8 protein-coding genes are annotated in these 12,412 nt (G+C 74.8%); 4 read left to right on the forward strand and 4 right to left on the reverse strand.

Annotated elements, in window-relative coordinates; genetic code table 11:
* Window positions 1–24 precede the first annotated feature (24 nt).
* Window positions 25–1,008: an aminoglycoside phosphotransferase family protein gene (locus QA802_RS33135; RefSeq protein WP_334530525.1), complete on the forward strand. Its 984-nt coding sequence runs from the start codon at window positions 25–27 to the stop codon at window positions 1,006–1,008.
* A gap of 289 nt (window positions 1,009–1,297) precedes the next feature.
* On the opposite strand, the gene treZ is transcribed toward QA802_RS33135, so the two are convergent.
* Window positions 1,298–3,043: a malto-oligosyltrehalose trehalohydrolase gene (gene treZ / locus QA802_RS33140; RefSeq protein ID WP_334530527.1), complete on the reverse strand. Its 1,746-nt coding sequence runs from the start codon at window positions 3,041–3,043 to the stop codon at window positions 1,298–1,300.
* A gap of 340 nt (window positions 3,044–3,383) precedes the next feature.
* Between treZ and QA802_RS33145 the strand changes: the two genes are divergently transcribed.
* The 3 genes from QA802_RS33145 to QA802_RS33155 all read left to right on the forward strand — a co-directional run bounded on the left by QA802_RS33145 (window position 3,384) and on the right by QA802_RS33155 (window position 5,883).
* The gene (locus QA802_RS33145) at window positions 3,384–3,935 is read left to right on the forward strand and encodes an FHA domain-containing protein (RefSeq protein ID WP_319169510.1); all 552 of its coding nucleotides are present in this window, start codon (window positions 3,384–3,386) and stop codon (window positions 3,933–3,935) included.
* Window positions 3,936–4,033: 98 nt separating this feature from the next.
* Complete coding sequence (locus QA802_RS33150; RefSeq protein WP_334535030.1) at window positions 4,034–5,380, forward strand: M14 family zinc carboxypeptidase; 1,347 nt, start codon at window positions 4,034–4,036, stop codon at window positions 5,378–5,380.
* A complete protein-coding gene (locus QA802_RS33155; RefSeq protein WP_334530532.1) occupies window positions 5,377–5,883 on the forward strand; it encodes an SSI family serine proteinase inhibitor in 507 nt (168 codons plus the stop codon). The genes QA802_RS33150 and QA802_RS33155 overlap by 4 nt, the downstream gene beginning before the upstream one ends.
* Before the next feature lie 194 nt (window positions 5,884–6,077).
* On the opposite strand, the gene QA802_RS33160 is transcribed toward QA802_RS33155, so the two are convergent.
* From QA802_RS33160 to glgX, 3 genes are all read right to left on the reverse strand, one after another.
* Window positions 6,078–7,328, reverse strand: a complete 1,251-nt coding sequence (locus QA802_RS33160) for a M14 family zinc carboxypeptidase (RefSeq protein WP_334530535.1) — start codon at window positions 7,326–7,328, stop codon at window positions 6,078–6,080.
* A gap of 329 nt (window positions 7,329–7,657) precedes the next feature.
* Window positions 7,658–10,054: a malto-oligosyltrehalose synthase gene (treY, locus tag QA802_RS33165; RefSeq protein WP_334530538.1), complete on the reverse strand. Its 2,397-nt coding sequence runs from the start codon at window positions 10,052–10,054 to the stop codon at window positions 7,658–7,660.
* A gap of 139 nt (window positions 10,055–10,193) precedes the next feature.
* Complete coding sequence (gene glgX / locus QA802_RS33170; protein ID WP_334530541.1) at window positions 10,194–12,302, reverse strand: glycogen debranching protein GlgX; 2,109 nt, start codon at window positions 12,300–12,302, stop codon at window positions 10,194–10,196.
* Between the last annotated feature and the right edge of the window lie 110 nt (window positions 12,303–12,412).

Raw genomic sequence — 12,412 nt, forward strand, 5'->3', positions numbered from 1 at the left:
CACCCGAACGGCAACGGCGCGACCATGACCCAGGCACCGACACCCACCGCGGACACCGTCCGCCGACTGGTCCGAACGCTCCTCGAGGAGACCGGGGCGAGCGGCCCCGGACCAGAGGTACGGCCCGTCACCGAGGGCGCAGCGCCCACCACCTGGTGGGTCGGCGCCCGCCATGTGCTGCGGCTCGCCACCGACCGCGAGGCGACCGTGCGCCGTCGCCGCGAACTGCGACTGCGCGACCTCGTCCGCCAGCACGTCCCGATCGCCGTGCCGGCCGGCGTCGCGCACGGCGAGTGGTCCCCGGGGCTCGCCTACACCCTCGACACCAGGCTGCCCGGCGGCACGGCCGAGGAACACGACGTGTCGGCCGTCGGCGAGGCCGACCTCGCCGGACTGCTCAGCGGGCTGCGCGAGGTGCCGGCCCGGCAGGCGGAGGCGCTCGGCGTGCCGCGCGCCGCCCCGCGCTCCCTGGAGGCGCTGCGCCGGATGGCCGTGGCCGCCGCCGAACACCTCGACCGCGCCGACGAGTTCGACCCCGCCCGGCTGCACCAGCTCACGCCGGCCGGCGCGGCCCAGCTCGCCGCCCAGGCCGCCCCCGCGGTCCTCGTCCACCACGCCCTGCGCGGCGAGCACCTCGTGGTGAGCGCCGACGGCCGGGTACGCGGCGTCCTCGACTGGACCGACGCGGTTCTCGGGGACCCCGCCGAGGACATCGCCGGCCTCGCCCTCGCCGTCGGCGCCGGGGCCGCCGTGCGAGCCGCCACCCTCGCCGGCTACGGCGCCCGACCCTGCCTGCGCGGCCTGTGGCTCGCCCGCTGCGACACCGTCGTCCGCCTCGCCCGGAGCCTCGAGGGCCGCGGGTCCGGCCCGCGGGACGCCGACGCCCTCGCCCTCCCGCGGACCCGGCTGCGGCGCGCCTGGGAGGCGATCCTGCTGGAACGTGTCACGGAGTTCCGCGAGGACGGGGGCAGCGGGGACGGCGGGAACGTAACGGAGGAGGACGGGTAGGGCGGATGAGGGCGGACGGGAACGGGGGCAAGCGATTACGCCTGTTTCGGTGCGGCCGAGTGGTGGCCGGTGGGGGGTAAGCGACTACGCCTGTTTCTGTGTGTGCGAGTGGCGCCTGGCGCCTGGCGCGGGTAATCGCTTACGCCTGTTTCGGTGCGGCCGAGTGGTGGCCGGTGGGGGTAAGCGACTACGCCTGTTTCGGTGTGGCTGGGTGGGGCGCCGGTGCGGGCAATCGCTTACGCGTGTTTCCGTGTGTCGACCCGCCCTACACCCACCGGGCCGCCCGGCCTCACTCCTGTTCCAGGACCACGCACGCCTCCCCGGGGAGATGCAGTAGTCCGTCCGGGCCCGGGGCGTCCACCGGTTCCCAGGCGGCCAGCACGCGCGCGGGGCGCGGGCCCAGCGGGATGGCGGCCGGCTCCGTGCCGAGGTTGACGGCCACCCGGACGTCGCCGCGCCGGAAGGCCAGCCAGCGGCCCCGGACGTCGTACGCGACCTTGATGTCGGCCAGGTCGGGATCGGTGAGGTCGGGCTGGGCGTGCCGCAGGGCGATCAGCTCGCGGTACCAGGCCAGCACGCGCGCGTGCGGCTCGCGCCGCGGCTCGGACCAGTCCAGGCAGGAGCGCTCGCGGGTCGCCGGGTCCTGCGGGTCGGGCACGTCCTCCTCGGCCCAGCCGTGCGCTGCGAACTCCCGCCGCCGCCCCCGTCGCACGGCCTCGGCGAGCTCCGGGTCGGTGTGATCGGTGAAGTACTGCCAGGGCGTGCCCGCCGCCCATTCCTCGCCCATGAACAGCATCGGCGTGAACGGCGCCGTCAGCGTCAGCGCCGCCGCGCACGCCAGCAGCCCCGGCGTGAGGGACGCCGTCAGACGGTCGCCCTGGGCGCGGTTGCCGACCTGGTCGTGGGTCTGGCTGTACCCGAGCAGCCGGTGCGCGGGCACCCGGGCCCGGTCCAGCGGGCGGCCGTGGCGTCGGGCCCGGAAGCCGGAGTGGACGCCGTCGTGGAAGTAGCCGCCGGTCAGGGTCTTGGCGAGGGCGGCGAACGGGTCGCGCGCGAAGTCGGCGTAATAGCCCTGGGACTCGCCGGTGAGCGCGGTGTGCAGGGCGTGGTGGAAGTCGTCGTTCCACTGCGCGTGCAGGCCCAGGCCGCCCTGTCGGCGTGGGGTGATGAGCCGCGGGTCGTTCAGGTCGGACTCGGCGATCAGGAACAGCGGGCGGCCCGTCTCGGCGGCGAGGGCGTCCACCGCCGCCGACAGTTCCTCCAGGAAGGGGTACGCGCGCGTGTCCGCCAGCGCGTGCACCGCGTCCAGGCGCAGCCCGTCGAGCCGGTAGTCGCGCAGCCAGGCCAGCGCGCTGCCCAGCAGGTAGGCGCGCACCTCGTCGGAACCGGGGGCGTCCAGGTTCACGGCCGCCCCCCACGGCGTGTGGTGCGTGTCGGTGAAGTACGGGCCGAAGGAGGGCAGCTGGTTGCCGGACGGACCCAGATGGTTGTGCACCACGTCCAGGACCACGCCCAGCCCCAGCGCATGGGCCCGGTCGACGAACCGCTTCAGGCCCTCGGGGCCGCCGTACGGCTCGTGCACCGCCCACGGGGACACCCCGTCGTACCCCCAGCCGTGCCGGCCGGGGAACGGGCACAGCGGCATCAACTCCACGTGGGTGACGCCGAGTCCGGCGAGGTGGCCGAGTCGTTCGGCGGCCGCGTCCAGCGTCCCCTCGGGCGTGTAGGTGCCCACGTGCAGCTCGTACAGCACGGCGCCGGGCAGGGGACGTCCGGACCACGGCGTGCGCCACTCGTACAGGCTCTGGTCGACGACGGCGCTCAGCCCGTCCGGCCCGTCCGGCTGGCGGCGCGAGCGGGGATCGGGCCGGACCGGGCCGTCGTCGACCGCGAAGCCGTACCGGGCGCCGTCCCCGGCCACCGCCTCGCCCGTCCACCACCCCTCCCGCTCCGGATCGCGCTCCAACGCGCGCGTGGCGCCGTCGCAGCGGAGCGTGACGCGTTCGGCCTGCGGTGCCCACACCTCGAACTGCACGGACGGCTCCCCTTCGTCTGCTCACCGTGAGGTAGTCCCGTCCATCGTGCTCCACCCGGGATCGATCCGGCTCGGAAACACTCCCACCGGCTCGGGGGACACCCCGCCGGCCCGGGAACACTCCCACCGGCTCGGGGACACCCCGCCGGCCAGCGGACGCCCCGCCGGCCCGGGAACACTCCCACCGGCTCGGGGACACCCCGCCGGCCAGCGGACGCCCCGCCGGCCCGGGAACACTCCCACCGGCTCGGGCACACGCCCGTCGACGCCGCCCCCCCCGTGCGGGGGGCGTTCTCCGGTCTTCTGGACACCCGGGGCCCGCTGACCGACAATCACCACCGTGACGTCGTCCTTCGAGTTCAACACGTACCCCGCGCGGTTGTCCGACGCGGAGCGCGACCACGCGCTGAAGGTGCTGCGCGACGGCGTCGCCCTGGGGCGCCTGTCGCACGACACGTTCATCCGGCGCATGGAGCTGGCCCTCGCCGCCCGCCGCCCGGACGAGCTCGCCGTCCTCACCGCCGACCTGTCCGAGGAGAACCGCTTCTCGAGGGTCGTCTTCGGCGCGGTCGAGGCGGTCTCCGGCTTCACCGTGAGACTGCGCCGCGCCTGGCAGGCCGAGCGGCTGCCCAAGCTGCTGCTGCCGCACCCGGGCACCACGCACGCGCTGCGCATCGGCCGCGATCCCGTGAACGGTCTGCGGCTGACGCACGAGAGTGTCTCGCGGGTGCACGCCGAACTCGTCCGCCAGGGCGGGGTGTGGGTGCTGCGCGACCTCGGCTCCACCAACGGCACGACGGTCAACGGGCGGCGCGTCATCGGCGCGGCCGTGGTCCGTGAGGGCGACCAGGTCGCCTTCGGCCGGACCGGGTTCCGTCTCTCCGCGAGCTGAAATCGGTCAAGTGTCCTGGTCCGACGCGGTGTTGACGTAACCCGGAACCATGACTCACTGTGCGTACACCAGATACGCCCGGTGAACCGACGGCGCCCCTGTGGAGGTGTGCCCTGCCGCCCCTCCTCCGCTACCCGACCGTGGACGAACTCGCGGCCCGCGCGGCCGCGCTCGCCGTCCGCAGCTCCGGGGACGTCCGGCTGCGCCGCGTCGGAGTCTCCCGCGCGGGCACACCGCTGTGGCTGCTCTCCGTCGGCCGGGGCGCCCGTCAGGCCCTCGTCGTCGCGGGACCGCACGCCAACGAGCCCGTCGGCGGCGCCACCGTGCTGCGACTGGCCGAACGCGTCCTGGCCGACCCGCGGCTCACCGCGGGAGCCGACGCCACCTGGAACCTGCTGCTCTGCCTCGACCCGGACGGCCTGCGCCGCAACGAGGGCTGGCTCACCGGCCCCTACACCCTCGGCCGCTACTTCCGGCGCTTCTTCCGGCCCGGCTTCCTGGAACAGCCCGAATGGCTGCCCGACGGCGCGGCCGGCGCCGCACTGCCGGAAACCCGTGCGCTGCTCCGCCTCCAGGACGAACTGAAACCTTTCTTCCAGTGCTCGCTGCACGGCGTCGACGTCGGCGGCGCCTTCGTGGAACTCACCCGCGACCTGCCCGGGCTGTCCCGGCGCGTCGCCCACTCCGCCGCCCGCCTCGGCATCCCCCTCGAACTCGGGCCGTACGACACCCTGTACTGGCCGCGCATCGGGCCGGCCGTCTACCGGATCCCGCCGCCGTGCCCGCGCGACCTCGCCGCGGCCATCACCGAGGCCGCCGTCGAGTCCACCTGGTACCACCCGCAACGGCACGGCACGGTCACCGCGGTCGTCGAAGCGCCCATGTGGGGCGTCGCCGCCGTCGCGGACGGCTCCCCGCCCGCCGACCGGGACGCGGCGCTGCGCACCGTCAGCCACACCCTGCGCCACGACGCGGCCGTGCTGGAGCGCATCCTCGCGCGCGTGCGGCCCCACCTCGACGGCGTGCCCGACGCGGCCCGCCTGCTCGCCCCGGTCGACGACTATCTGCTGGTCTGTCCCGGCCTCGCAAACGCCTGGGACCCCGGCACCGCCGATCCGCTTCGTCCGCTGCCGCCGCTGACCACCGCCCATCTGACGGCCCTGCGCATCGCCGGCGGCCGGATCGCCGTCCGCACGGCCGGCCTGCTCCACCAGCTCGTCACCGGCGCCGGACGCGACCCGGCCGGCGTGCTGCCGGAGCTGGACGTGCTCATCGACGCGTGGTGCGCCCGCTACCGGGACGACTGCGGGGCGCGCTGGATCCCGGTGGCGCGCCAGGCCGAGTACCAGGCGCGGGTCGTCCTCGCCGCGTTCCGTCTGGCCGGTGCCCGTTCGGGTGAGTCGCACTGGGGTACCCAGCCCGTCGTGCCGATGCACCGGGAATGAAGCACTTCCTCAACCCTCTCCGGCCGGCCCGGGCGGTACGGCGCGTCCTGCCGGCCGCGGCCGCCCTCCTCCTCGCCGCCGGCGCCGCCCCGGCGGCCCTGGCCGCCCCCCACGACGCCCCCGCGGCCCTGGCCGCCCACCACGCCTTTGACGCCTCCCTCGAGGCCCTCCCCGGCAACTGGCTCCAGCTCACCGTCACCCGCGGCGACGCCCGCTCCCGCGACACGCGCGGCACCCTGCTGCTGTGCGACCCGCCCCAGGGCCACACGCGGGCCGCGGAGGCCTGCGACGCCCTGGCCCGGTCCGGCGGCGACGTCGAGGCCGTCCCGCGCGACGGCAGCCGCGTCTGCCCGCTGGTCTACGCCCCGGTGACGGTCCGCGCCCAGGGGCGCTGGAACGGCCGCCCGGTCGACTACAGCCACACCTACAGCAACGACTGCGAGCGGGAGGCGCTGACGGGCCCGGTCTTCGCCCTGGACGACGATCAGGTGCCCGAGTTCTGAGCAGCCGGTCCGCACGCACGGCCCCGGGAACCCCGCGTTCCCGGGGCCGGCCCCGGGCGGACGGCCCGATCGGACGACATGGACGGGACGACGGGACGACGGGACGACGTGGACGGGCGCACCGGCCGGAGGGCCGGCGCACCGGTTCGGCCGTGCGGGCGAACCGTTTGGCCCACGGCAGTTGCGCCCCGCGGTCACGCCGCCCGGTCGCGGGCGTGCAGGGCCGCCGCGACGACCGTCCGGGACTGGTGCTCGACCTGATGCTCCAGGGGGACCCAGCGGGCGTGGAAACGGTCGGCGAAGGCGTCGCTCCAGGTCGCGACGAGGTGCTCCAGGCGCGGAGCCGCGTCGTCGTCGCACTCCTGGAGGACCCGCCACAGCATCGCGGCCGCCCGCAGCGGCAGCCGGCGGGCGAACGCGTCCACGCTGCCGACGTACGCCATCGTCGTGTCGGCCGGCGGGGTGCGGGTCCAGTCCGCGGCCAGCCCGGGCACCAGCTCCAGCGCCCACCTGGCCGCCCGCAGCAGCGGACCGTCGACGCCCTCCAGCCGCGGCAGCACCTCGGCGAGCACCCGCTCCACCTCCGTCGCGTCCCGCAGCAGCCGTCGCGCCAGCCGCCGGATCGCCGCCGCCGGGGCGGGATGCGGGGCGGGGTCGTCCACCATGTCGCTCGCCCACATCGGGACCTCCACCACCGCCGTCAGACCGCCGTAGCGGTGGGCGTGGTACCAGGTGCTGTGCCGGGCGTCGTCCGGCATGCTCGGGTAGGCGGCCTCCGCGCCGGCGGCGGGCATCACATGCACGCCGGGCCCGGACGCCGGCCAGCCCGCCGCGTCGGAGGCGCCCGTCTCGACCGGGATGTGCAGTTGCGCGGCGGACTTCGCGAACGGCTCGGCCAGCCCCGGGATGTCCTTCGTCAACTGCACCCAGCTGCCGCCCAGGTCGGTCCCGTGCAGGGTCGCCTGGAGATAGGGGCGCAGCTCGTCGATGACCCGGGTCAGCGCGCGCGTCTCGGGCGGCAGCCGGTCCGGCGGCAGGACCGCCGGGGACCACTCCGGCTGCTCGGGGCCCGCCGGACGGAAGAAGCCGAGGTGGTACTCCAGCAGACTGCGGGGCGCGGGGGTGACGTGCAGACTCGCCCCGTCGGGGTCCGCGCACAGCAGGAAGTGCCAGGACGTGCCGTCGCGCAGTTCGCGTTCGTACAGCACCCGTTCGGCGAGCGCCAGCAGCGTGCACCCCCCGGTCGGCTCGTTGGCGTGGGCGCCCGCGACGACCAGCACGGCCCGCCGGGCGTGCCCCACGGACAGCAGGTGCAGCGGCCGGCCCGCACGGGAGACCCCCACCTGCCGCAGCGTGCACGTACCGGGCTGGCGCGCGGCCAGAGCCCGGGCAGAAGAGGTCAATTCGCTCACCGTGGGGTAGCGCAGCTCCGGCAGGAGACTCACCCCCGTATTCGTCCGCCCGGCCTTCGCCTCCGCAGTACCCCACGGCCGGTGTGAACTGTCAAGAACGCCCGCGGGCGGGCTTCAGGGGCGCTCGAAGCACGTCCCTGCGGTCGAGGGCGGGCCGACGACACGGCCGCGGGTACGGGCGTGCGACACCTGCTCGGACGCCTTCGCCGTTCGCCGTCGCTCAGTCCCCCGTTCCCCCCGTTCCCCCGCCGGGTCGTTCGTTCCCCCCGTTCCCCCCGCTCCCCCGCCGGGTCGTTCGTTCTCTCCGTCCGACCGCGCCGTGTGAGGCCGCCCGTTCGTCCGTCGCGTATCCGTTCGCCGCGTCAGTCGACCCGTTCCAGCAGCGCCACCGGCAGCCGTTCGAACAGGTCGGCCACGCGCGCGTGCCCGCTGAACTCCCGCTCCCCGGCCAGCGCGTCGGCCCAGCGCCCGGGCGGCAGTGCCAGCCGCGTCTCCCGCCAGCCGCCCGTCTCCGCCAGCCGCAGCGACAGCCGGGTGACGGCTGTGACCGCCCGGCCGGAACGCGCGAACGCCAGACAGTGGTCCGACGCCACCCCTTCCGCGGGCAGCGGCTCGTACGTCGCCGACTCGCCGAAGACGTCCGGCCGCCGCCGGCGCAGCCACAGCGCCGCCTCGGTCACCGCCGCCTTGGTGTCGGGTTCCTCGGGCGGGAAGCGCACCGGGCGCCGGTTGTCCGGGTCGACGAGCGTCCGGGACTCGCACTCGGCGCCCTGGTAGACGTCCGGCACGCCCGGCATCGTCAGATGCACCAGCGCCGTGCCGAGCACGTTCGCCCGGATGTGCGGCGCCAGCGCGCGGCGCAGCGCGGCCACCCGCTCGCCCGGCGGCCCGCACGGTCCCGCCGCAGCGAACGCGGCCAGCGCGTCCTCGTACGACGGCTCCTGCTCCGTCCAGCTGGTGTACAGGCCCGCCTCGCGCGCGTGCTTGAGCAGTGCGTCCAGGACGCGCTCCGGGGCCGCCGGGCCGAGCCCGAAGACCGTCTGCCAGGCCGCCCACGCCAGCTGCCCGTCCACCGACTGCCCGTCCACCGTCTGCCCGTCCACCGTCTGCCCGTCCACCGCGCCCTCCTGCGCGGCGGTGACCTCCGCCAGCACGTCGGACCAGCGCGCCGGGCACTCGGTGAGCACGGCGAGCGCGGCGCGCACGTCGGCGCTGCGCTTGGTGTCGTGCGTCGACACGACCGTCCCGGTGGCCGGCCAGTCGCGCTGCACGCGCGCGCAGTACGCGTGGAAGTCGGCCGGCGACACGCCCGGGGAGCCGGGGTCGCCGCCCACCTCGTTCGCCGCGGGCAGCGGCACGTACCGGTAGAACGCCGTGTCCTCCACCGACTTGGCGCGCAGCGCGGACGACGTCTGCGCGAACCGCGCCCGCAACTCCGCCCCCGCCTGGCCCTCCCCGCCGAGCACCAGTGCCCGCACCACGTCGACCGCGCCCGCCTCCTCCGGCACGGCGAACGCCTCCCGGGCCTCCTGGGCCGCCGCCTCGGTGACGACCGCCGCCGGGTCGCCCGAGGCGTAGGGCCGGTAGACCTCCATCCGGACCAGCAGCTCCACCAGGGCCCTGCGCAGCGCCCAGGGCGCCCGGTCGCGCAGACGGGGGTCGGACGAGGCGGCGCACGCCCGGGAGGCCGCCCGCGTCAGCCGGTCCGTCTCGGCCGCCAGTTCGTGCGAGAGCACCGTGTACGCCGCCCGCCGCACGGTCGGCCCCCAGTCGCCGCCCCGGTCCGTCTGCGGGGCCGCGAAGCGCCGGTAGCGGGCCAGGAGCTCCCCGGCCCCCGCGGGGTCCGTGAACAGGCCGTCGACGCGGCGCAGGGCGTCGTAGCCGGTCGTGCCGGCGACGGGCCAGGAGTCCGGCAGCCGCTCCCCGTCCGAGAGGATCTTCTCGACGACCGTCCACCGGCCGCCGCTCGCCGCGTGCAGCCGCTCCAGGTAGCCGTCCGGGTCGGCGAGGCCGTCCGGATGGTCCACGCGCAGGCCGTCGAGCACCCCCTCGTGCAGCAGCCGCAGGATCGTGCCGTGGGTCGCCTCGAACACCACCGGGTCCTCCACCCGCACCCCGATGAGCTCCGAGATGCTGAAGAAGCGCCGGTAGTTCAGCTCGGTGCGGGCCAGCCGCCACCAGGCGAGGCGGTACCACTGGGCGTCCAGCAACCGCGGCAGCGGCAGCCCGCCGGTGCCCTCGCGCAGCGGGAAGACGTGCTCGTGGTAGCGCAGGACGTGGCCGTCCACCCGCAGGTGCTCCAGTTCCCCGCCGACCGGACCGCCGAGCACCGGCAGCAGCATCCTGCCGTCCTGCGCCTCCCAGTCGACGTCGAACCAGCGCGCGTACGGCGAGCCGGGGCCCTCCCGCAGCACTTCCCACAGGGCATGGTTGTGGCGCGGGGACATCGCCATGTGGTTCGGCACGATGTCCACGACCAGGCCGAGCCCGTGCTCGCGCGCGGTGCGCGCCAGGGCCCGCAGTCCCTCCTCCCCGCCCAGCTCCGCACGCACGCGCGTGGGGTCGGTGACGTCGTAGCCGTGCAGGGAGCCGGGTACGGCCTCCAGGACGGGGGAGAGGTGCAGATGCGAGACGCCGAGCGAGGCCAGGTACGGCACGGCCGCCGCCGCGGCCCCGAAGGGGAACCCGGGCTGCAGCTGCAGCCGGTAGGTCGCCGTGGGCGGCACGGGAACGGGGGCGTCACGTCGCTCAGGGGTCATGACACCCTTCGTACCCGCCCCGCCGCGTTTCGTGTCACCGCCTCCCCGTCCGGGGGCGGTCCGGACCCGTCTCCCGGGCCCTCGGCCGGGTCCGTCCCGCAAGCCGGCCCCTCGCCGCCCCGTGCCGCCCGGGAGCGGCCTACGTGGGCCGCTGCAGCACCGTCATGCTCCGGTCGGGCAGCGTCAGCCGGGCCCCGGCCTGCACCTCGGCGCCCGCCCCCTGGGCCACGGACGCCGGGTCCGCCGTGTCCACCACCACCTGCCACTGCCGTCCGTGGTCGACCGGCACCACGAACTCCAGGGTCCTGGCGGTGGCGTTGAACATCAGCAGGAAGGAGTCGTCCGTGATCCGTTCGCCGCGCGGGCCCGGCTCGGAGATCGCGTTGCCGTTGAGGAACACCGACAGCGCGGACGCCTGTGCCCGGTCCCAGTCCCGCGGCGCCATCTCCGTCCCGCCGGGCGTGAACCAGGCGATGTCCGACAGCTCGTCATGGGTGCCCTCCACCGGCCGGCCGTGGAAGAAGCGGCGCCGCCGGAAGACGGGATGCTCACTGCGCAGCCGCACCAGCGCGCGCGTGAAGTCCAGCAGCTCGCTGCCGTCCTGCGGCCACTCGACCCAGGCCAGCTCGCTGTCCTGGCAGTAGGCGTTGTTGTTGCCCTTCTGGGTGCGCCCGAACTCGTCCCCGTGGCTGATCATCGGCACGCCCTGGGAGAGCATCAGCGTGGCGACGAAGTTGCGCATCTGCCGGGCCCGCAGCGCCAGCACCCCGGGGTCGTCGGTGTCGCCCTCCACGCCGCAGTTCCAGGACCGGTTGTGGCTCTCGCCGTCCCGGTTGTCCTCCCCGTTGGCCTCGTTGTGCTTGGCTTCGTAGGAGACCAGGTCGTGCAGGGTGAACCCGTCGTGGCAGGTCACGAAGTTGATCGAGGCCAGCGGGCGCCGACCGTCGTCCTGGTAAAGGTCGGACGAGCCGGTCAGCCGGGAGGCGAACTCGCCCACCGCCCGCGCCTCGCCCCGCCACACGTCCCGCACGGTGTCGCGGTACTTGCCGTTCCACTCCGTCCACAGCGGCGGGAAGTTCCCCACCTGGTAGCCGCCCTCGCCCACGTCCCACGGCTCGGCGATCAGCTTCACCTGCGAGACCACCGGGTCCTGCTGGACCAGGTCGAAGAACGACGACAGCCGGTCCACCTCGTGGAACTGGCGCGCCAGGGTCGCCGCGAGGTCGAAGCGGAACCCGTCGACATGCATCTCCAGGACCCAGTAGCGCAACGAGTCCATGATCATCTGCAGTACGTGCGGAGACCGCATGAGCAGCGAGTTCCCGGTGCCGGTGGTGTCCGTGTAGTACCGCGGGTCGTCCGCCAGCCGGTAGTAGGACGGATTGTCGATGCCCCGGAAGGACAGCGTCGGGCCCAGGTGGTTGCCCTCGGCGGTGTGGTTGTAGACCACGTCGAGGATGACCTCGATGCCCGCCTCGTGCAGCGCCCGCACCGCCGACTTGAACTCCAGCACCTGCTGGCCGCGGTCACCCCAGGAGGCGTACGCGTTGTGCGGGGCGAAGAAGCCGATCGTGTTGTAGCCCCAGTAGTTGTTCAGCCCCATGTCGACGAGCCGGTGGTCGTTGACGAACTGGTGCACCGGCATCAGCTCCAGGGCCGTCACCCCGAGCTCCGTCAGATGCTCGAGGACCGCCGGGTGGGCGAGGGCCGCGTAGGTGCCGCGCAGCTCCTCCGGCAGCCCGGGGTGGCGCATCGTCAGGCCCTTGACGTGGGCCTCGTAGATCACCGTCTGGTGGTAGTCCGTGCGCGGACTGCGGTCGTCGCCCCAGTCGAAGTACGGGTTGACCACCACCGACGTCATCGTGTGCGGCGCCGAGTCGAGGTCGTTGCGCCGCTCGGGCGCGCCGAAGTGGTAGCCGTACACCTCCTCGCCCCACCGGATCGCGCCCGCGACCGCCTTCGCGTAGGGGTCGAGCAGCAGCTTCGCCGAGTTGCAGCGCTGCCCGCGACCGGGGTCGTAGGGGCCGTGCACCCGGAAGCCGTACCGCTGCCCCGGCATGACGCCCGGCACGTACGCGTGCCGGACGAACGCGTCGCTCTCCCGCAGTTCCACCGCCGTCTCCGAGCCGTCGTCGTGCAGCAGACACAGCTCTACTCGGTCCGCGGCCTCCGTGAAGACCGCGAAGTTCGTGCCGGCGCCGTCGTACGTGGCACCGAGGGGATACGCCTCTCCAGGCCAGACCTGCATGGATACGACTCTTTCAGGTGTGCCGCCGCGGCGGGGTCGCCTTGCCGCCCGAGTCTCCCGGAAACTGAGGGAACCACCCGTGACGTACGCCCCTCTTACCCGGTGACCGG

Source organism: Streptomyces sp. B21-105, from assembly GCF_036898465.1.
Lineage (GTDB): Bacteria > Actinomycetota > Actinomycetes > Streptomycetales > Streptomycetaceae > Streptomyces.

Excerpts from the sequence above, each read along its gene's own strand:
- QA802_RS33135 (WP_334530525.1), top strand. The coding sequence starts at position 25 with ATGACCCAGGCACCGACACCCACCGCGGACACCGTCCGCCGACTGGTC.
- QA802_RS33155 (WP_334530532.1), top strand. The coding sequence starts at position 5,377 with ATGAAGCACTTCCTCAACCCTCTCCGGCCGGCCCGGGCGGTACGGCGC.
- treY (WP_334530538.1), bottom strand. The coding sequence starts at position 10,054 with ATGACCCCTGAGCGACGTGACGCCCCCGTTCCCGTGCCGCCCACGGCG.
- glgX (WP_334530541.1), bottom strand. The coding sequence starts at position 12,302 with ATGCAGGTCTGGCCTGGAGAGGCGTATCCCCTCGGTGCCACGTACGAC.